At 38.4% G+C, this 23,269-nt stretch carries 11 protein-coding genes; 8 read left to right on the forward strand and 3 right to left on the reverse strand.

What is annotated here, in order from left to right; all coding sequences use genetic code 11:
• Positions 1 to 49: 49 nt before the first annotated feature.
• From EGI26_RS05830 to EGI26_RS05840, 3 genes are all read right to left on the reverse strand, one after another.
• Positions 50 to 1,597, reverse strand: a complete 1,548-nt coding sequence (locus tag EGI26_RS05830; protein WP_255076967.1) for a hypothetical protein — start codon at positions 1,595 to 1,597, stop codon at positions 50 to 52.
• Positions 1,594 to 2,340, reverse strand: a complete 747-nt coding sequence (locus tag EGI26_RS05835; protein ID WP_255076968.1) for an isoprenylcysteine carboxylmethyltransferase family protein — start codon at positions 2,338 to 2,340, stop codon at positions 1,594 to 1,596. The genes EGI26_RS05830 and EGI26_RS05835 overlap by 4 nt, the downstream gene beginning before the upstream one ends.
• A gap of 150 nt (positions 2,341 to 2,490) precedes the next feature.
• On the reverse strand, positions 2,491 to 3,150 hold the full coding sequence (locus EGI26_RS05840) for a DUF4230 domain-containing protein (protein WP_255076970.1): 660 nt from the start codon (positions 3,148 to 3,150) through the stop codon (positions 2,491 to 2,493).
• A gap of 93 nt (positions 3,151 to 3,243) precedes the next feature.
• Here EGI26_RS05840 and miaA point away from each other — a divergent pair, with 93 nt between their 5' ends.
• The 8 genes from miaA (at position 3,244) to EGI26_RS05880 (ending at position 23,197) form a co-directional block, all read left to right on the forward strand.
• On the forward strand, positions 3,244 to 4,134 hold the full coding sequence (gene miaA / locus EGI26_RS05845) for a tRNA (adenosine(37)-N6)-dimethylallyltransferase MiaA (protein ID WP_255076971.1): 891 nt from the start codon (positions 3,244 to 3,246) through the stop codon (positions 4,132 to 4,134).
• An 86-nt stretch (positions 4,135 to 4,220) separates the two neighbouring features.
• Positions 4,221 to 4,910 (forward strand): (d)CMP kinase, encoded by a 690-nt coding sequence (gene cmk / locus EGI26_RS05850; protein ID WP_255076975.1) that lies wholly within the window; start codon positions 4,221 to 4,223, stop codon positions 4,908 to 4,910.
• The gene (locus EGI26_RS05855; RefSeq protein ID WP_255076977.1) at positions 4,898 to 5,968 is read left to right on the forward strand and encodes an FAD-binding oxidoreductase; all 1,071 of its coding nucleotides are present in this window, start codon (positions 4,898 to 4,900) and stop codon (positions 5,966 to 5,968) included. The genes cmk and EGI26_RS05855 overlap by 13 nt, the downstream gene beginning before the upstream one ends.
• Before the next feature lie 44 nt (positions 5,969 to 6,012).
• Positions 6,013 to 8,310, forward strand: a complete 2,298-nt coding sequence (locus tag EGI26_RS05860) for a hypothetical protein (RefSeq protein WP_255076979.1) — start codon at positions 6,013 to 6,015, stop codon at positions 8,308 to 8,310.
• Positions 8,311 to 8,678: 368 nt separating this feature from the next.
• Complete coding sequence (locus EGI26_RS05865) at positions 8,679 to 18,443, forward strand: SdrD B-like domain-containing protein (protein WP_255076982.1); 9,765 nt, start codon at positions 8,679 to 8,681, stop codon at positions 18,441 to 18,443.
• A gap of 146 nt (positions 18,444 to 18,589) precedes the next feature.
• A complete protein-coding gene (locus EGI26_RS05870) occupies positions 18,590 to 19,591 on the forward strand; it encodes a type IX secretion system membrane protein PorP/SprF (RefSeq protein WP_255076983.1) in 1,002 nt (333 codons plus the stop codon).
• 31 nt (positions 19,592 to 19,622) lie between these two features.
• Positions 19,623 to 22,160: an OmpA family protein gene (locus tag EGI26_RS05875; protein ID WP_255076985.1), complete on the forward strand. Its 2,538-nt coding sequence runs from the start codon at positions 19,623 to 19,625 to the stop codon at positions 22,158 to 22,160.
• Positions 22,161 to 22,306: 146 nt separating this feature from the next.
• Entirely contained in the window at positions 22,307 to 23,197 is an 891-nt protein-coding gene (locus EGI26_RS05880; protein WP_255076986.1) for a type IX secretion system membrane protein PorP/SprF, read from the forward strand.
• Positions 23,198 to 23,269 lie beyond the last annotated feature (72 nt).

The following is a 23,269-nucleotide window of genomic DNA, read 5'->3' on the forward strand; positions in this document are numbered from 1 at the left end:
AAATCTAAAAATAGTAAATTTTGGCTATAATCTAAATTTTCACAAACATTCACCTCTTCTTCGCAAACCACCTGTAAAACCTCGACTCTTCAATATCCGCCATATAGTTCCAGATGACGTTATTGTTGGGGTTTACTATGGTTTTGTGGTCTTGAATGAGAATATCTTTGCCTTCTAGGTTTTTAAGTATTTTACCTATTTTTTGAAGTTTTGGATTCTCAGCGGCCATGAGTTTATCATCCCAGTCGGTTTTGTGGCTGATGTTTTCGGCACTTGTCCAGATAATGGGCTTGCCTACTTCAAAACCTATATGCCATACGGCACTTACGGCCATGTAAGCCAACACTGCCCATTTTCTCCAATCCGATTTTTCTTCAATCAAAAACTGCCCAACCAATAGCATTAGGAAAAACAACGCAGGTATAGAAAGCCTTCCAGGGAAATCAATGCCAAAACCCTGCTGAAAGAAGGGTAGGGGAACAAGGACAATTAGAATTAGCCAGAAAAGTGCATTTTTTTTGAATTTTGAACTAATTAGAAAAGCAATAATAGCCCAAGAAAGCAGATAAAAAACAATTAGAATTTTTGGTCTGTGGTGTAGCACTTGGAAGAACTTACCAGCTTTGTTGGAGTCGATATAGATGAAGTTGAGACCTACCACTAGAGCAGCTCCAATAATATTTTGAAAGCTAAGATAATGTTTGATGTTTTTCCATAAATCATCTTTAAGTGTGCCCTCATAGTTTTTCCAAATACTAAAAATGACAAATGGGAACATACCCACAAATGCGAAAGGACTCAAAAAAAATGTAAGGCTATAGAGGTAGAAAATGTTCTCTTTCGGACCTTTGTTGAATATCAAAAGTAGAATCAGCCAAGCTGTAAGTGATTGATTAAAAGTCCAATATATTAATCCAAGGTTACTGTCGGCGTAGAGTATCATTCCTGCCCAAAGCGGATTGGCTGTTTCGGTATAAATATCAATGAAGGAGTTTTTGTACAAAGCTCCAATAAAAAAGAGCGTTCCCCAGCCAAAGAAAAGTAAAAGCAGTTTATAATTGAATTTTCTGAGATATTTACCCGTTTGAAAAACCACCAGAACTGTTCCGACGAATGTCCAGAAAAATAGAGCAAATCTGCCAAATTCTAAACCAAAAGCTTTGCCGATAGCTGCCGTGGGAAGATAAAAGCCAAGATAATACGTCATCATGGTAGTTTTTCCTTCAAGAAAATGCCCCGGGAAACCAGAAACTTTGTACATCACGGGCCAGTCGTATTTTACCAAATCGGCAAAAAGGGCTCCGCGGTATAAGTGATCATTGTTTTGGTAAGTATAGTGCCCAATTCCTGAAAAAAAAATGATGAGTAAAATAATGACTAACGAGACCCAAATGGTTCTAGGATTTTTACTTACTAAATAGTTTACAGAGAAATCGGGATGGACGTTTTTCAGGCATAAAAAAATAGAAATCAATGTAACACTCGAAAAAACTATAGTGGAAGCTAAATTGAGCCATCCCAGGCAAAAAATCAAGAATGGAAGGCTCAAATATAAGTATCCTGCCTTTGTCAATATGCCGTCCCAGTTTGGTTTCATCGGCCTTCTTCTTCAAGTATGTTGGTTGAACGCTTAATAACTTTGAGTATTAAATATACGACAGTGCTGACTGCAAAGCCCCAAAACCAGAAAGTTGGTTTAAAACTGTATTCGCCCCATTTGATGTATTCACCGACTACTTCGAAGATATAAAACAAACCAAACATGGCTGCAACACCGTTTTTCTCTTTTTTCAATATTTTTTTTATCGAGAAAGGGTATTTTGGGGTAATCGGAGATTTTAGTTTTGGTATAAATGCCGGTTTGTCCTCTGCCCATTTGAGGTAAGGCTCGCCGAATTTTCTCCTTAAAAATGCTTCTTCGGCAAACATAATACGTTCATAATAAACCCAGTATGTAAATGTGAATGCAACGAGATACCACAAGTCAGCAGTTAGCATAGCCACTCCCAACCACATCAAGAAATTTCCCAAATAAAGAGGATGACGCACAATAGAATAGATGCCTGTTTGGTTAAGTTCGGCAGCTACTTGCCCCTCGGCTGTGTTTCTTCCAGAGGTATTTGCGGGTGTGTGGCCAACGGCGTAAATTCTAACCAAAAGCCCCAAAAGACCAACTGTCAAGCATATTAGCCAATAGTTAAAACCAAGATCTGGGTAGCTCATATCGTATATTTTGTAGGCATAGACGCCCAAGCCTGAAGCCAGAAAGACAATGGGGATATAACTTCTGTACCTAAACAACAGATTTCCTTGATCTTCCAGTTCTTCTATTAATGCCATAAATGTTTTTGGTTATTCGTCGCAAAGGTAATCATAAAAGATTTTTTGACCGAAAAATCTTTAGTATTGACTCATATTTGAACTTTAAGTAATAAGTCTATATTTTAAATATATTTTTTTAAATAGAAAGTCTGAGATGCAATCTTATTTTCAGACATCTTTAAAAGTTGCTTTTTCGAGTATTTTTGGCAGAATCTCATGGTCTTCGAGCAATATGGCTGTTTTATTTCCTTTTTCTTTTATCTCCAGCTCCCAGTTCATAGACGCCGCCAGCTGCTTCATCATTACTTTTACCTGATTGGCGGCTATCAGCGGCAAATCGCTCTCCTGGGCCTTTTCTTGCATCATTTTTTTTGCTTCTGCCAGTATCGAGGTGTAGTCTTCATTGTTGAATTTACTCAAAAGCCCTTGGTTGAGGTCATAGAACTTATAATCTGTATCTACAGAAAGTATTTCGGCTGGGGCAAATTCTTCTATAACCAGTTTGCGTTCGGAATTTTCTTTACTAAACTTCATTTTGCTAAAATCATACCCTACTGAAACCTTGGCCTTGGCCACCACCAAAGCTTTATTGCTAGATTTGAACAGTCCCCAAAACTCCTTCTTGGAGTTGTGGTCGTATATTTCGGTAAAATAGCCTTCGGCCAACACCACCTTAAAAACCTTCTCTATTCTTTCCAAAAGGACGTTGGATTCTACCCGAATACTCTCTGAGTTGTCCTTGATTTTTTTGCCATATATCCAGTTGAATATTTGCCAAGAAGCCAAGCTTCCAACCGCCAAGGCTATAATAAACAGTAGAAATTCCATGTTGTATTTTCTGATTTGAATTCGAATTTAGGAACATTATCATAAATTTGTTCAAAATTTATCGAATTCCTTATCGAAGCACCGTATCCTACCTTGATAATTATAGTTGGCCCCACGGCAGTTGGCAAAACAGACCTTTGCGTAAAACTTGCTCAGTGGCTAGGCTGTGATATAATTTCGTGCGATTCGCGGCAGTTTTACCGAGAGCTAAACATTGGTACAGCCAAACCAAGGCCTGAAGAAATGCAAGACGTAAAGCATCATTTTATAGATTCTCACAGCGTGGAGGTGCTTTACAGTGCCGGTGATTTTGAACGAGAGGTGGAGGTGTTTTTGAAATCTTATTTCTTGCAAAAAAATGTTGTAATCATGACCGGTGGCTCAGGGTTATTTGTAGATGCCGTTGTTAATGGTCTCGACGACATGCCCGAGGCACCGATCCAACTACGTGCCGAACTGATGCAAAGGCTCGAAAACGGCGAAAAAGAGAAAATGCAAAGTGAGCTTAAAGAATTGGATCCCTCGGCTTATGAGAGCATAGATATCCAGAACAGCCAGCGGCTGGTACGGGCTTTGGAGGTGTGTTTGAGTACGGGAGGCTTGTTTTCTTCATTTCAGAAAAAAACAGAAAAGGAGCATTTCTATAAAATAATAAAAATTGGGATCGAAAGGCCAAGAGAGGAGTTGTACCAAAGAATAAACACACGTGTAGATTTGATGCTTCAACAAGGACTGCTTGATGAAGTGAAAGATCTGGAGGCTTTTAAAGATAAAAACGCTTTGAAAACTGTCGGATACAAAGAAGTATTTGGGCATTTGTCAGGAGAAACAGACTACCAAACCATGGTGGATTTGATCAAACGAAATACCAGAAGATATGCCAAACGGCAGCTGACTTGGTTTAAAAACAAAGATACTTTTGAATGGTTTGATGCTCAGGCTTTTGAGGATATTAAAAGCTTTGTTGCCAATCAAATGGCATAAAAAACGCAGATTTTTCTATCAGAATTGGGTAGTTTCATTTATTTTTAAAAAAGCATCTTACAACAGGCTTTCAAAAGAACAGAATTATGTCAAAAATTATAATAGCTATAGACGGACACTCGTCGTGTGGAAAAAGCTCTACCGCCAAAAAAGCCGCAGCTAATATTGCCTACAGTTACATAGATACAGGAGCCATGTACAGGGCCGTTACACTCTATTTTCTTCAAAATCACATTTCGATTTCTAATCAAAAGGAAATAGAAACTGCTCTGGAGAACATATCTATAGAGTTTAGAATTAATGCTGCCGGACAAAACCAGACCTATCTCAACGGCCTAAACGTAGAGGACGAAATACGTAAACTCTATGTGGCCAACAAAGTGAGTGAGGTGAGTGCCATAGCTGCCGTAAGACACGCCATGGTAGACCAGCAACGCAAAATGGGCAAAAAGAAAGGTTTGGTAATGGATGGCAGAGACATTGGCACGGTGGTGTTTCCAGAAGCCGAACTCAAGATTTTTATGACAGCCGACCCGCTTGTGAGAGCCCAAAGACGGCAAATAGAACTCATGACCAAAGGCGATGTGCTGGACATTGAGGAGATTTTGGAAAATATCAAAAAACGTGATATCATAGACAGCACTCGTGCCGAAAGCCCACTTAAACAGGCCGATGATGCAGTGGTGATTGATACCACTTACATGACTCTTGACGAGCAGGTTGACCAAGTGATTCTTTTGGCCGACATGGTGGTGCTTAAAAAATGGAAAGCTTGAAAAAATACGACTTCATAATAGTAGGAAACGGACTAGCGGGGTCTTTATTGGCTAATGAACTAGTGGATAAAGCACTTAAAGTATTGGTTTTTGGAGATTCAAGCATGAAATCCTCCAGTATGGTGGCTGGAGGCATGGTGAACCCTGTCACGGGCAAGTATCTGGCAAAAACTTGGTTGATCGACGAGCTTTTTGGCTTGTTGTTTGATTATTACCGAGGTCTAGAGGCCGATTTTAAGGCTAGTTTTTTTCACCAAACTGGTCTGTTTAGGCCCTTTGTAAACCAAGAAAGTAAGACTAATTTTCTTAATCAAATAGAAAAACATCAACTACAGGATTATCTCGAAGTGCTGGAAAACGTAGAAGACTATGCTCCAGATTTTAATGTCCCATTAGGCGGCATGTACACCAGCAAGGCAGGTTGGTTAGATGTGCCAACAATGCTTTCAAAAATCAAAGAAAAGCTTTTAGAAAAGGGGGCTTTTGTGGAGTCAAAATTCGTTTATGAAGATTTGATTGTTGAGAAGGCAGGTTTTAGATACAAAGATATTTTTACCGAAAAAATCATTTTTTGTGAAGGTTTTTATGCCACCCAGAACCCGTTCTTCCATTGGTTACCGTTTAATCCTGTAAAAGGAGAGAGTATTTTGGCCAAAATAAAGGATTATAAAATAAAGTCGATAGTGAATCAGGGCAAATGGATAATGCCTTTGGGTAGCGACAAAATACGCATTGGAGCTACATATAGCTGGCATGAACTCGACTTTGAAACCACCGAACGCGGTAAAGAAGAGTTGATATCAGCAGCAAATAAGATTCTGAACACTGAGTTTGAGATACTCGGCCAACAGGCAGGCGTAAGGCCTTCTACCAAAGACCGCCGACCTATTTTGGGAGTTCATCCTGAGCATAAAAGCATGTTTGTGTTTAATGGGCTAGGCACAAAAGGAGTTTCATTGGCTCCATATTTTGTAAAACAACTGTTGGATTTCATATTTCTTCAGAAAGATATTAATCCCGAAGCAAACATTGAACGCCATTATGCGTTATATTCGTAATTATTAACAGGTTTTGTACGATTTTTTGACCTTTTCTTAAACTAATGAAGTCTATAAAAACATTACTTTTTACTGGAGTATTATCTGTTTTTCTTTGCTCGGAGGCCTTTTCGCAGCGTTATTATGGCGTTACAGGGGAAGATTTTGGAAAAAGTAAGATTCAAAAGAAAAGATTCGATTGGAAAACAATCAAAAGCAATAACTTCGAATTTAATTTCTACAGAGGTGGCCAGGATTTAGCTAGGAAAGCCGCAAAAAAAGCGGAAGAAGAATATGAAAAAGTGACCGAAACGCTGGGTTACACGCCTTTTTCTGTGATGAAAGTATTTATCTACAACTCCCCGGAAGATCAAAAACAAAGCAACATAGGCAATACTGCTCCGCTAGATTTGGATGGCGGCATTTTAAACCTTTCTAAAGCTAGAGTACAACTTCCGTACAATAAAAGTGATTCTTTATTTTATAACCAATTGATAAAAGAGATAGCCAATTTATTCGTTTACGACATGCTTTACGGAGGTAGTTTGAAGGAAGCTGTTCAGAGTCAGTTGTTACTAATGGTGCCAGATTGGTATATAAGCGGTATTTCGGCCTATATAGCGGAATCCGACAATTCCTCAAAGTATGAGCAGTTTAAAGCCGTAATTGCCGAAAATAAAGACAATAAATTATCACAGCTGCGAGGAAAAGAAGCCGAATTAATAGGTCAATCTATATGGCATTATATAGCCATAAAATATGGGAAAGACAACATATCAAATATTCTTAATCTAACACGAATTATTAGAAATGAACAGTCGAGTATAACCAGTACTTTGGGATTGTCTTTCGCCAAGTTTCAAAGAGAGTGGCGGGCGTTTTATTTGGAAGGTAGTTTAACAAAAGAACCACAAAAAGAACGTGTAAAGCCTGAAGAAACTCTTCCTGTGTTGGGAACAACTATTTCGGATTTAAAAAATGGTGAAATTGATACAGATAATTATGTTTTTGATGAAATAAATGTTCAAAAATATAAGCTCTTGAAGAAGTCAGAAGATACTCCAAATATTTTGATTGGAGAAAGTAAAAGCGACGGATTAAAGAAATCAAACGATGAGTTTAGATTGAGTCAAGTGAAATCTTACAATAATTTGTTGGTTTCTGGTGGAAACAATATTGATATCCTTATTGATCCTGCACGTAGGTTTGGTGTTGGTTATAAATTGATGTTTAATGATTTGCTCGAGAACAATGTTTTTATTTTGAAAACCTTTGTGCGTCCTTCCGCACCATTCTTTAAAAACTATGACTACACACTTTCCTACGGAAATTTTTCAAAAAAGATAGATTACATATTCAAATTTGAGAAGCGGTCCATAAACTTTGAAGGAATTGACGAGGACAATAATTATTTGTTTAGACCATTAAAAATATACCCTCAATCTGACAAAACAATATTGCTATCTCGTAGAATTATTTCTCAGAAATTTTCCACGAGTATTATATATCCCTTTTCTGAAAACTTAAAGTTTGAGTTTGTACCGTCATTTTTAAAAGCCACAGACATAGATTATGAGTTACCTGGAAGAGAAAGTCTAAATAATCTGTACATTTCTGGGGGGCTGCATTTGGTGTATGACAATACCAAAACTAACTCTAATGGGATTGATTTAGGAACGAAGGGAAGGTTCTCATTAGAAAAAAATATTAACTTTAAAGAGAATAAGCAAAACTTTGAAAGCTTGAACCTTGACGTTAGACACTATCAGAAGGTGGTGAAGGGTTTGGTGATTGCAGGAAGATTTAATTTGGGTAAGTCTATGGGTAATTCTCCTAAATTCTCGTATTTGGGAGGAGCTGAAAATACCGTTAACAGAACCATATACGACGCTCAAGGTCTTTTGCCTGGCCCGGCAGGAGACTTTAGAGATATATTATTTTATAATTTCCCCGGTCAATTGAGAGGTTTTGACTTTGCTCGATTGTTTGGCAATAATTTTATCCTATCCAATTTTGAACTTAGAGGGCACTTAGCTGAATATTTTCCAAGAAGTTCTATGTCAAGTACTTTTTTGAGGAGCCTCCAGATGGTAGCTTTTTATGATATAGGCACAGCTTGGAATGGAAACAAAGGGCCTTTTAGTAGGCAAAATAGCCTCAACACAATATTGATCGGAACAGACGGCATTAGCCCGTTTTTTGCGGAAGTCACAAATTTTAAAAATCCATTTTTGATGGGAACTGGTTTTGGTTTAAGGACAACTATTTTAGGGCTTTTTGTGAAGGCTGACTACGCAGTAGGAAAAGAGGACAAAGAGTTTTCAAAACCTAAATTTTATATCTCCATCGGCAAGGATTTTTGATTTTTTTTGGAAAGAATCTCCACTGTTTTTAACTCTTCAAAATCTTTTTGGCATCGCTTACTAAATTTTATTGGATGGCTTTGGCATAGTTTTAGCAGCTATGCTATGTAGTATTTTATCCTTTCATTTCTCAAAAATATTATTAAAAGGTGTTATTCATTAGATAAAACATCATTTCTGCAAGATTCACATTATCAGCGTATTGCGTATAAATTCTTCGACGCCGCTAAATAAGTAATTATTTTTTTTCGATTGGCATAGTTTTGGATACACTAAAGTTACGAATAGGGCTTATTGGCTCTAATCGGTTCTTGGATTATTATTTTTTATAAGGATTTTAGTTTTCTTGAATGAAAAAAATATACGTAATGAAGACATCATTTTACACCAACGCAAGCCATCCGCAGAACGCTGCAGATGGAGATAATTCAATATTGAATATCCCCTTGCTTCAAGGGTTATTTTGTAAAGGTGAGGATTCTTTATTGGTAGAACAGGGGCTAAATTATTCTGTTGGAATCTCTAAGCATGAATGCATGATTAACATTGACTCACAAGGCAAAATACCAAAAAGTAAAAATTACAATTTTATTTATCCGAAATTAATGAAACACCTCTTCACACTTAATAAATCTATGAGTTTCTTACTTCACTGGTTAATAAACTTTTTCAAACAACCATCCGACGTAAAGCGGATCTCTATATTTAGTTCATTGAAAAACGGGTATAAAGTTAGCTTAGCTGCGTTAGTGATTTTAGTTATTTCGATGAGTTCTGCATTTGCTGCGGAGGTTGATTTAGCTATTCGACAGTCCGTGAATAATTCTACACCGACCATTGGTGCTCCTGTGCGATACACCATTTTTTTGGTAAATGAGGGAAATACCACAGCAACCAATATAGTTGTTGAGGATATAGTTCCAATTGGAGGGATGGGCTCAATTTCGGCTACGCAAACAAGCGGTTCTTGGTCTTACGTTACTTCCACGGGAGTAGGTACTTGGACTGTTCCTAGCTTGGCAGGTGGAGATTCGGTAAGATTAGAAATAAATGGTTTAACATTAAGCCCGGGCGTGTTTTTTAATTTGGCTGAGGTTAAGACAAGTCCTGATTCTGACGTTGACTCAGTTCCTGGTGATACTGATTTGACAGAAGACGACATTGCCACCTCGTGCTTTTCAGTGCCTATCCAGTGGTACGCTGGAGACGAATATACAGTGGAAGTCCCTGCTCCCTTTTCCTATGGAACTGGGATTACTTGGTTTAGAAACAATCTTCCAATTGGGCCAAGTACCCCTGAAGCTACTGTTAATCTTGACAATTCATTGACAATTAGAGGAGTAGGTAGTTATACTTTTACAACTTCGCTTACGCAATGTTCAGCTACTGGATGTTGTCCTATCATTTTGCAACAAGGACCCATATTTGACTTGGCTTTTCGCAAGACACCGAGTTCGAGCTCAATAACTGCCGGTGGCCAGGTTACGTATACATTTAAGGCTTACAACCAAGGCAATATTGGTGCTACTACAATTCAGATTTCAGATTATATTCCCACTGGTTTAACACTTGCAGATGCAAACTGGACACAAGCAGGAAATGTAGCAACTCTTAATACTCCTATTGCAGCTATTGCAGCCGGTGATTCGGCCACAAGAACTATTACCTTTAACGTTTCTCCAGCTTACACGGGTTCGTTGAGCAATTCTGCTGAACTTTCTTCAGCGAGAGGGCCTGTAGGGGAAGTTGTTGCTGATATTGACTCAGATTTAGACAACAATCCCAATAATAATGGTATCGCTGTTGATAATGCTATAAATGAAAATGGTAAAACTGGAGGAGATAATGATAACTCAGATGTTGGTGTAATCAACGTTACCCCCCCTCCTGTTTTTGATTTAGCTTTGAGAAAAACCTCTATAGCCTCTAGCGTAGTCGCTGGTGGACAAGTAACTTATGATTTTGAGATAATAAATCAAGGAAACCAAAATGCAACTAACATACAGATATCTGATTATATACCATCAGGTTTAACGTTGGCAGATGCCAACTGGATTCAAGCGGGTTCTGTAGCCACTTTGGTAACTCCGTTTAGTTTATTAACGGCTGGAAGTACTTCTAATTTGAGTATCACATTCAATGTGTCACCATCAGCTACGGGTTCATTAACAAACTCTGCAGAGATTTCATCAGCAAGAGGGCCAGTAGGAGAGGTTGTAACGGATTTCGACTCTACTCCTGATGCCAATAGCACAAATGACGGTGTTTCACAAGATGATGTGATAACTGGCAACGGCAAAACTGGCGGCGACGAAGATGATTTTGACATAAGTACGATAAACATTAGTTCAATACCTGTTTATGACTTAGCCTTGCAAAAAACACTACTAAACCCTGGTCCTTATTATCCCGGTTCGACAGTAACATATAAAATAGATGTTTATAACCAAGGTACTGTAATGGCTACCGAAGTTGAGATTACAGACTATATTCCTACAGGATTGGTATTAGCTGATCCGGATTGGACACAGGTTGGGTCAAGAGCCATATATAACAATCCTAACTTGGTTATTCTTGCTGGCCAAATGGTGCCGTTGACAATAGATTTTGTAGTTAGTCCAAGTTTTTCTGGAGGTACTATAAGAAACTCGGCTGAAATAAGTAGGTCGAGAGGTCCTGTTGGTGAAGCGATAGTTGATGTAGACTCTAGCCCAGACAACAACCAAAGTAACGACGGTACATCGGTAGATGATGTCATAAATCAAAACGGAAAAACTGGAGGAGACGAAGATGACTTTGACTTTGGCGACATGTCTGTTACCCCGTTTGCTTCAATTGGTAATTTTGTTTGGCAAGATACTAATCAAAACGGTGTCCAAGATCTTGGTGAGCCGGGTATATCAGGAGTTACAGTTACTCTAGAAAGTCCAAGCGGAACATTTATATCGAACACCACCACGGCATCAAATGGCCAATACTCATTCACAGGGATAATTCCTGGAGATTATGTAGTAGCATTCGATAGACCTTCTGGTTATATTTCTAGTTCATCAAATTCTGGAGCAAACGACAGTATTGATAGTGACGCAAATGCCACGACAGGTAAAACAGGGACATATTCACTTGTTGCTGGACAATCAAATCAAACAATTGATGCTGGCTTTTATGTTCAAAGTTGTGCTGATATAAGCACTATTGCAGTATTGGATGGCGATATTTGTTCTGGAGATTCAACATATTTAACGGCAACTTCGTCAAACGGTATTGCAATTAATTGGTATTTAGTTCCTTCTGGTGGGACGCCTTTGTTTACATCAAACAGTGGTCAAAATCAATTGGTTTATCCAACCACTACCACAGTTTATTATGCCCAGTTGAGCACCGTTTCTCCTGGATGTCCAACTGACCGTACGCCTATTGCATTGGTAGTGAATCAAAGACCTTTGAGTCCAGTTGCCACTCCATCGGTAGAAATATGTATTGGTGAAACATCTGATTTGAATACACATATAATAAATGGAACTACCTCGTCAGGTGGAGTTTTTGAATGGCATGTTGGTAATTTATCAACATCAGCATTAGTTGCAAATCCTTCAGCGGTAGGAGCAGGAACTTATTATTTGTTTGAAAAATCTCTTGTTGGTTGTTACAGTAATCCTGCTATAATTGTTGTTACTGAAAAGAATTGTGCTCAAGTAATAGACTTGTCACTGCTTAAAACTGCAGATAAACGTACAGTAAATCAGAACGATAACATCATATTTACTTTGCAAATAAACAATGCAGGCCCTGATCCAGCTACAAATGTAAGAATTGAAGATAGATTACCATCTGGTTTACAGTTTGTTTCGAGCTCAGGTTTGACAAATTCGAGTGGTTTGTTATCAACTGTGATACCAACTATAGCTTCTGGTCAAACAGTTTATTTGACCTACACAGCAAGAGCAATAAATGGCGGAACGATTATTAACGTCGCCGAGGTTGCTTCAGCAGATCAGTTGGATAGCGACTCAACTCCAGGAAATGGAGCCACTGTAAATGAAGATGATGATGACGATGAGGTTTTAAATGTAATCGTTCCAAATCCAATTGCTGACTTAAGTCTACAAAAATTGGCAAATAACTCAACCCCATCTGTAGGAGATAATGTAATCTACACGATTAGAATATCTAACCTAGGGCCAAATAATGCTACAAATGTAGAAATTACAGATATACTACCAGCTGGTCTTACATTGGTTTCTGCCACGGGAGCTGATCAGAACCTAGTAGTGGGAAGCACGGTGACTGCTAGCTTTGCAACAATACTTGCAAATTCTTCTGAGGAATTCTATGTAACAGCTACTGTTACTGGTTCTGGAAGTATTATGAACAGAGCCGAGGTGACAAAATCAGACCAACAAGATCCTGACTCAACTCCAAACAATGGAGGAAACGAGGATGATGATGATACAAATACTATTACAGTTCAAGAGCCATGTAACCCAACAACCCCATTGATTTCTTGTGCAAATCCTTATATATGTCCAGGAGAGAATGTGTCTATATCGGCTATTGGATGCAACGGAACAGTGGTTTGGTCAAATGGAATGACGGGTAATATAATTACAGTAAACCCAACTATTACGACTACTTACAATGCACGTTGTCAGGTAGGAAGCTGTTTTAGTCCAAATTCGAATAATGTTCAAATAATTGTGAGTTCTATAGTGCCTCCAGTTGTTGCTACTTCTTCTACTACTGTTTGTGCGGGAGGTTCAGTAACATTGACGGCATCCGGCTGTACCGGAACAGTAACCTGGTCTAACGGCATGTTAGGGTCTTCTATAGTGGTTAATCCTACGGGTTCTGTAACAAACTATTCAGCTACTTGTAGTGTCCTTACTTGTATAAGTAACACATCAAATATAGTTTCTGTTACTATTACTGGAAGTCCTGTAGCCCCTCAATTGGCGGCTACGAATTCTAATATTTGTTCAGGACAGAGTACTACTTTGTCAGCAACACTATGTTCAGGAACTGTAACTTGGTCTAATGGCCAAACAGGGGCTAGCATCACTGTGTCTCCTCTAGTTACAACTAATTACACCGCTACTTGTTCTTTAGGCTCATGTATTAGTCCGGTCTCAACACCATTAGTGATTAATGTAGGTACTTCTCAAACACCATCGATTTTAGCTTCAAAAGATAACACTTGTGGAGGAGAGCCAGTTACGTTAACAGTAAGTAATTGTACAGGCGGAACACTTTGGTCAAATGGTGAAACAACGCTTTCTATTTCGGTTACTCCTTCTGCTACAACTGTATACTCTGTAACATGCGGTACTGGAACATGTGCTGCAACTGTACAAAAAACTATCAATGTTGGTGGTTTGGGTATGACACCAACTATTACCGCTTCGGCAAATAATGTTTGTGCCAACACCCCAGTAATCTTAACAGCCACAAGTTGTACTGGTACAATAACTTGGTCACTAACCTCAAATACAGCTATTACACTAGGAACTGGTAGTACGCTAGAAGTTAGCCCAATTACTTCAGTATCCTATACTGCTACTTGTGCAACAGGTACAGGGTGTAGTGGATATGCTTCTTTAAATATTAATGTCGTTTCTAATTCTACTCCACCAATCGTTACATGTGGAGCAGAAAGGATATGTGCTGGAGACAGTCTAGTATTTACTGCTCATAATTGTTCTGGAACTGTTAACTGGTCAAATGGAGCTACTGGAAACATAATGGTAGTAAGGCCTGTGGTAAATACTACATATTCAGCTACTTGTACTCTTAATAGTTGTGTTAGTCCAGCCTCAACACCAGTCTTGATTACTGTTTTGACACAAACTCCAACAATTACAGCTTCTTCAGAAACTGTTTGTTCAGGTGGAAATACAACTCTTACAGCATCTGGCTGTACTGGTACGCTTAGATGGAATACAGGAGACTCAACAGTTTCTATAACTGTTTCTCCAACAGTACAGACAACATACTCTGCAACTTGTACAGTAGAAGGATGCGTTGGAGTAGCGTCTAAAATTATCACCATAGGAACGATTCAAACACCTACGCTTACAGCATCGTCAAATTCTGTATGTGCAGGGACTTCGGTGGTACTTACAGCCACAAACTGCTCATCAACACTTACATGGAATACGGGCCAAGTAGGAAATACAATTACGGTAACTCCTGCTAACTCAACAAGCTACTCAGCATCGTGCGGGTCGGCATCTTGTTCGGGTTTTGCAAGTATAAATATTACGGTTTCTCCAGCTGAAGTACCAGTTATTACTACCACTAACGCATTTATATGTGTAGGCCAAAGCACAACACTAACAGCCTCGGGATGTTTAGGAGCTTTGACTTGGAGTACTGGAGCCACAACATCATCGATTACTGTTAACCCAATAGCAAATACAACATATACAGCTACCTGTGGTACGGGCAGCTGCTTGAGATCTGTGAGTCAGGAAATTACAGTTGGTACTAAAACAGTTCCAGTTGTGTCAGCTTCTCAAGGTACTGTTTGTGCAAATACTCCTGTGGTTTTAACAGCTACCAATTGCTCTAATGGATTGATATGGAATACCGGTGCTACTACTGGCAGCATTACAGTTACCCCGGCAATCACAACAATTTATTCAGCTACTTGTGGAACGGGTACTTGTGCTGCTGCTGATAGCGTTACAGTTACGGTTTCAGGAACTTCTATAACAGAAATGCCTACAATAACCACTAACAAAGCACCTACTATTTGCCTTGGCGATTCTGTAATTCTTACCGCTAGTACAAGTGGAAGCTACACCCATATATGGAGCAATGGAGCTACAACAAGAAGCATAACAGTTAAGGCCTCCGGTTCATACAGTGTTCAGTACATTAACGCTGGCGGATGTCGCTCTGCTAACTCTGCTGCGGTGGCAGTTATAGCAAACAATTGTGATACAACTCAGGCAGTTGCAGACATTGGAGTAACTATATCAGGAAATAAGACAAGTGTTGTAATTGGTGATACTGTTATTTACACCATTCAAGTTAAAAACAATGGACCTTCTAATGCAACTAATGTAGTAGTACTGAACGAGGTTCCAGAAGGTTTGACGATTCTTGGAGGTACTCCAGGGTTATTAACAGAAGGTTCTAATCTAAAGGTTACAATATCTGCTTTGGCTGTTGGAGAATCTAAAACATACACTTATTCTACTAAACTTACAAAAGCTGGTAGTATCACAAATGTTGTTAAAAAGATTTCTGCTGATCAAACAGATCCAGTTGTAATCAACAATATGGACGAGTTTACGATTGAGTGTGTCACTTGTCAGGAAAGTTGTGTTTCTACTGCTTTCAAAGCAGATACAATCAGACAAACCAACGGAAGCTATAATATTAAGTTTACGGCATTGATTAAAAACTGTGGCAATGTGGCTCTGGATTCACTAGAGTTAGTGGAAAATCTAAGTGCTATGTTCCCAAGCCCTACTCAGTTTACTATAGTTCAAAAACCTACTCCAAACACAGGAAGTACACTTGCTGGAAATGATAGCTTTAATGGGTCTACTAATACAGCTGTATTGAACAGACTAACAAGTAAGCTGCCAGTTGGAAAAACTGACACTGTAGTGTTTATTATAAACTTGTTGCCAATGGGTACTGAAGGTCCTTATTCTACCAATACGATAGTCAAGGCAGTGGGCAAAACCGTATTTGCTGGTATTAATGTCAATCAAGAGGTTTCAGATGTTTCAAATGATGGAGGTGTAATAGTAAAGGCTTTATCTGATCCTACTGTTGTGAGATTGTTCAAATCTCCAAGCATAGCTATAGTATTGTCAGTGAAGGACACTGTGAAACAAGGTAATGGAAGCTACAATGTTACTTTCCAAGCAATTGTTAAAAATAATGGATCAGTTGATTTGAATAATGTCTTAGTGACTGATACATTATCGAAATATTTTGGTGACCCAGCCTCTTACACTATGGTAGGAACCCCTGGTTTAAATTTAACAAGTACTTTGGTTTCAAATCCTGCCTACAATGGTAGCTCGGATCCAAGACTAACCTTGCCAAGCAGCAATTTGCCAATTGGAAAACAGGACACTATAATATTCGTGATGAACTTAGTGACTGGAGATAAAAAAGAATTCCAAGATCAGGCAATAGCCACAGGAATTGGCAATTTGTCAAATGGAACCACCTCAACAGTTGTAGATGTTTCAAATTCAGGTGTTAATCCAGATACACCAGGAAGCGTACCTACTCAATTGATTTTCAATACAGAAAATCAAGGGTCTGAGATAACAGCTTGTGTAGGCTTGGCCCTTACTACAATAAATAAAACAAAACTAGACGACGGCACATATAATGTTACTTTTCAAGCCATTGTTCAAAATTGTGGTAATTTAACACTTACAAATGTCTCGATTTGTGATACATTAAGTAACACATTCTCGTCTCCAACCGAAGTAAGAGTTATTGTCAAGCCATTTACAAGTGCAGGAAGTAGCTTGGCAGTAGATACTAGCTTTAACGGAGTAACGAATACTTGTTTGTTGAAATCTGCTAGCAGTAGTTTGATTCCTGGAAAAATAGATACATTGAAATGGACCATAAATATAAAGTTGAATAGCAACAATGGGCCTTTCAGAAACAATGTTACTGTAAACTCAACAAGTCCTAGTGGTCAAATTGTATCAGACATATCAAATGATGGAATTAACCCTGCTCCAGCTGGATCAAATCCTACAATATTGAACTTCAACGACAATATTCCTGATGAATTAATAGGCTTGGCTAAAAATCTAGTTGGAATTACAAAAGTTCCAAACAGAACTAAAGTCTTCGATGTTGAGTTTAGTTTCGTGATGAAAAATTATGGTATTGTTCCATTCTCGAAAGTTCAATTACAAGATAATTTAGCATATACTTTCGGAGATAAAGTAATCATAGATTCGGTTTATGTTAAAGACCCAGAGACTGGATTAGTTGCAAATACTAACTATACAGGAAAAGGCGAACTAACCAATGTGTTGGCAGATTCGTTGAGTTCATTGCCTCTTAATACAACCAAAACCATTGGAATGGTAGTGAGAGTGGACATGAGCCAAGCGGATACATTAAGATATGAAAATATAGCACTTGGAATCGGTTACTTTACGGGAGGTTCTACGTCTGATCCTTCGGCTGATGGCACAAATCCTGATGCAAACTTATCGGGCGACCCATCTGATGATTCCGACCCAACAGTTATTGACTTTACAGGACTTTTAGACCTTACGCCTATAACGCCACTCGGAATTGCAAAATCGGTGGATACCCTAGGAAGTGCGGACGGTAGCTATTTGTTGACTTATAAAGTTATTGTCAAAAACTACGGAACCACTAGGTTAGATAGTGTTCAGCTTACTGATGATCTGGCAGATGTGTTTAGTAACAAAACTCAATTTGTATTAATGGGTACGCCTACACTTAGCGATAGTAGCACATTGAAAATCAATGCAAGCTTTGATGGTGATACCGTTAAGACTTTGCTAGTAGCAGCTCAAAGTACATTACCAGCTGGTGCATCAGATACCATTACATTCAAAGTGAAGGTTATAAATAATGACCTAGAGGCACAGACCTACTTGAATACTATAAATGGCACTGCACTTTCTGATACAGTTCTTGTTTCTGATAAGTCTTCTGTGGGCTTAGTTCCTGATAAGAATAACGACGGAAACCCTGGGAATGATAATGAGCCAACAGGTATAACTATTGAGCCGGCAAGTGAAGATACATCAGCAGTAAATGTGATAGTTTATGGAGGGGTTTCGCCAAACGGAGACGGTCTGAATGATGTCTTAGTAATTAAAGATAAAGACAATACTGTAAACTTGACAGAAGACGATAATATCTCTATATACATCTATAATAGATGGGGACATCTAGTGTACAAGTCAGAGAATTACTTCAAAGATTTCCCTCAAGATGTAGATTCTAGTGAACCAAATGGATGGGATGGAAGCTCAAATACTGGAATTAGGGTTGAAAAAGATAAATACGTTCCTGATGGCACCTACTATTACGTAGTAGCTAGTACTAATCCTAGGCTATTCGGAGGAAAACCTTTTGTGAACTTTATAACAGTTAAACGATAAATTAAATGAATGGGGAAATATTTTTTTCTCCATTCAATACAAAAACTAAAATATTTTATATTTTTGCTAATCTGTTGAGTGTCAATCTCTTTGGGTTGCATCAAAAGAAAACAAAAATCAGGAAAAAAACTATAAATAATCAGACAATGAAACATTTACACTTTGTAAGGAATAAGGCTGTAATATTTGCCACGTTATGCCTTATTGTATCCACAAAAATTTATGCTCAACAAGAGGTCATGTATTCGCAATACATGTTCAATACGTTGGCCATTAATCCTGCTTATGCTGGTAGTAGGGATGTATTGAGTCTTACAGCCCTTGGCAGATACCAGTGGCTAGAAAGGAACATTCCAGGCTCGCCAACTACACATTCATTCTCATTAGATATGCCCATCAAAAACGAAAAAATGGGTATCGGACTAGTGGCTTATAATGATGCTTTGGGAGTGGCCAACAACACAGGCTTAAATCTCGCTTATGCCTACAGATTTAAAATTGGGGCTAAGACTACCATGTCTTTGGGACTCCAGCCCACCGTTACTAACGTGAGTTTGGCGTTGTCTCAAGTTCCTGTAGGAGTTACAGACTATATTTTTGAGGATGACAGAAGTCGTTTTATGTTTAATGCAGGCCTTGGCTTATTTGTGAGTAACGATAAATCGTATTTTGGGTTTTCTGTTCCACAAATGATAGAGCAAAAAATTACTCCAGATGTAGCCAGCAGCATCGGAAAAATCAAAAGGCATTATTTTGCAATGATGGGTTTTGTGATAGGCAAAGGCAATTTTAAAATCAAGCCGTCTACGATGCTTAGATATGCTTTTGGTTCACCGCTAGGGATAGATGGGAATGTCAATTTCTGGTATAAAGACAAAATATCTTTTGGAGTTTCTGGAAGAAAATCTCAAACTGTTCTCTCAGGTCAGGACAACATAGATGCCGTAGTAGGTATGTTTGAACTTCAACTTACCCCACAGCTGAGATTAGGATATGCTTATGACTATAACAACAACAGACTGAATACTAAAGACACTGGAAATTCTCCTTTGTACAATAAGCTCATTGGAACTCCCACGCACGAATGGTTGCTAAGATATGAGTTTGGTTATGGAAAATCTAAGATTCTCACTCCAAGGTATTTCTGATAAGAAGTCCCCCATATAAAATAATAAAATTATGTTTGTCAGGATTAAAAGAAAAATTACATTATTGGCTTGTGCTGGATTGATGTCTTATATGGCTATTGGTCAGAACGCACTTATTAAAACAGGTGATCACCACTTTGAGAACCTAAGTTATATCAAAGCCATCGATGCGTACGAGCAAGCTCTAAAGAAAAAGGGCATTTCAGAAGGTGAGAAGTTTTCAGCAATGAGAAACCTTGCAGAAAGTTATCTTAAAGTAAAAGATGCTGTAAATGCTGAGAGAGTTTTGCGTGATCTTGTGGGTTCGTCAAGTGATTTCACTGGTGACAAGGCAAAAATACTAATGGATTATGCCCAGGCTTTGGCTAGTAATGCAAAATACAAAGAATCTCAAGAGCAATACCAAAAGTACCTTTCTATTGTAGATAACGACACTAGGGCTAAAGGTTTCTCTAAACTTTATAATGATGTAAGTGTATTATCTAAGAACGCAGCTTGCTACAAGGTGGATTATCTGTCTATAAATACAAATGCCGCGGATTTTAGCCCGACCAATTATCAAAACGGCCTCATTTTTGTTTCAAATAGAAGAAATACATCAGGTGTAAGGAGAGTGTTTACTTGGAACAACACCCCATTCTTAGATCTGTATCACCTAGAGGATATAGCCTATCTCTCTGCTGCTGAAGCGGGCTTAGGTGGAGGTGGTACTAACTCAAAAAAGGCGAAAGCGGCTCCAACTGGAAGTGTAGGCTCAGATGAGTATACCATGCCAACTGCCAACGACTCCCGCACTATTGGTAGCTATGGAGGTAAAAACATCTCTCAAGGATATGGTTATGCAGACAAACCTATTACTGAAAGTGATAGAATGGGCGGCTCAATTAACTCTAAATACCATGAAGGCCCTGCAGCTTTTTTCAAAGACGGCTCAAAAGTAATATTTACTAGAAATAATATTTCCTCAGGTGGAGTAGCCAAGAAAAGCTCAGACGGCATCATAAAGTTAAAACTCTATATAGGTGAAGCCAAAAAAGATAGTTGGGGTAATATCGCCGAGTTACCATTCAATTCAAATGAATACTCTACAGGTCATCCAGCTCTCTCTCCAGATGAAAAACTGTTGTTTTTTGCTTCAGATATGCCTGGTGGTTTTGGTGGAACAGATATATATGTAACACGTTATGATGGTGTTAACTGGTCTGCTCCTGTAAACTTGGGTGCAAATATAAATACAAAAGGAAATGAAATGTTCCCTTATGTTGACGAGAAAGGAAATCTTTACTTCTCATCTGAAGGCCTACCTGGTTTAGGAGAATTGGACATTTTCTTTACACAATTAGACGGAGTTGCTCAAAAAGGCAGAGTCATAAATTTGGGAGCTCCAATAAACTCAAGTAAAGATGATTTTGGAATAATAACTGACGGACTAAGACAAAGCGGGTATTTTAGCTCTAACCGCAAAAGAGGAGGAAACGATGACGATATTTATAAATTCGATAGAGAATGCGAAATCAAAGAAGGTTGCGAACTGTTAATAGCGGTTTATGATGCCGACACCAAAATGCCTCTTGACAACACTGCAATAAACTACACAGACGAGTCCGGTAACAATATAGAGTTAGTGACGAATGCAGAAGGATTAATAGCAATAGATAATATTGCTGTAGAGCACGAGTATTCTTTTAAAACTAAGCGAGAAGGCTATAGCAATAATACCGTTAGTTACAGTACTGACGAATGCGACAATGAGCCCTCAAGATTGGAGATTCCATTGGAGAGGCCTAAACTTGCAGATTCAACAGAAAATATAACCGCTATAACGCCTGAGACTACTAAATTGGCAGAAGATGGGAGAGATGTGGTTTCAGATCCATCTGGAACAAATAGTAAAAATCCAAACGGGAGTTTACCCAATGGTGGAGGGAAAGCCAGTAAAACTTGCATAATTAAAGGTAAAGTTTCATTACAATCTAGCAAACAGACCATAGAAGGAGTGTTAGTAACTTTGAAGAATGGTTGTGACGGTTCCACGGTGACAGCATATTCTGACAAAAACGGTAATTTCCAGTTTACCGCAGTTGAAGGCTGTGATTATACCATTGAAGGTAAAAAAGAAACCATGGCTTCAAAGTCAAAAACTTTGAGAAAGCTTAATTGCAAAACCAACGAAAATGTAAGCTCGGATATCTTTATGTTTACCAAAGGCGATGTTGTAGAAATAGACAATATCTACTTTGATTATGGAAAATGTAATATCCGTTCAGATGCAAGAGTAGAATTAGATAAATTGGTGAAGCTGATGCGTGAATATCCAAAAATGAAAATTGAGTTGGGTTCTCATACAGATAGCAGAAGCCCGTCTGATTTTAATCAGAAACTCTCAGAAGGTAGAGCTAAAGCATCAGCAGATTATTTGTTTAAAAGAGGCATAAGCCGCTCAAGAGTAGAGTACAAAGGTTATGGAGAGACTCAGCTCGTAAACAATTGTGCAGACGGTGTACAATGTTCAGAAGCCGAACATCAGCGAAATAGACGTACAGAAATAAAAATCCTTCAAATGGATTAAGTTTATAACAAGATTTTATAATTTGACCGTTTAGAAATAGACGGTCATTTTTTTTGGATAGAAAGTGCTAAAACCAATATCCGCAATCAAGTCTTTGGAGGTTAGAATTAGAACTTCTGAGAGGCCTAACAGTAAAATATAAAAATATGAAGAAAGCTTTCTTAATTTCTCTATTCTTGTTTTCAAAAATTGGATTTGCTCAAATAGGCCTCTTGAAACAATACCACCTAAACTACCTGGCCATTAACCCTGCCTTAGCTGGTGAAAATAGCCCATTCACTTTAAAGGGTATTTTGGGAAATCAGTTCAATGGCTCCATCAGGTTTAACCAAGTCAATCAAGTGTTGGTTCTCGACGGCCAATTGTACAACAAAAGCGGCTTGGCTTTTCAAGGCTACAGAAACAATTCAGGCAATATCATAAGCACTGGCCTGGGTTTTAGTTATGCCAAAGGCTATGAAATCGGTGAATTGAAACTTAAAATGGGTGCAAATGGAGGTATATTTATTCAACCCAATAATGCCTCGGTGAATTTATCCCAAAGCGTGTTGCCACACGGCGGACTTGGTGTTTTTAGTAGTTACAAGGGTGTGTTTTTAGGTGTTTCTAATCCCATGCTTTTAGCCTCAAAGCAGATCGGCGAGCAAAAGGCGATTTTAGTCAATGCGGGTTATATTTTTGACAATGAATCTATCTTTGGTTTCAATGCCAATGTACTCTATTATTATGATATTCACAGTAAAAGAAAGAGCTATGATTTTAACTTAAAAGCTTCTGTAAACAACCGTTTGGGAATTGGTGCATCCTACAGGTCCAATAACCTCATGGCCTATGGTGAATCCAAGGCTACACTCATACCTTTTGCAGAATACAAAGCAACCAAAACCATGAGTTTTGCTCTTTCTTATGATTCCAAACCTACCATGGAGAGTAACCCTAACACTCCAAATTTGCCCGTAGGAGGAGTATTTCAATTTATGTTAAAATACAATAGCGATGATTCTGGAGGGGATAGTTGGTTTTTTGGAAAGTTTTAATATGATAATTTGTATATTTAGTTAATTATCAAAATAAATTTTCAAAAAAAGCTCAAAATCTCTACTGTTTTT

This window comes from Lacihabitans sp. CCS-44 (genome assembly GCF_024343735.1).
GTDB lineage: Bacteria > Bacteroidota > Bacteroidia > Cytophagales > Spirosomataceae > Leadbetterella.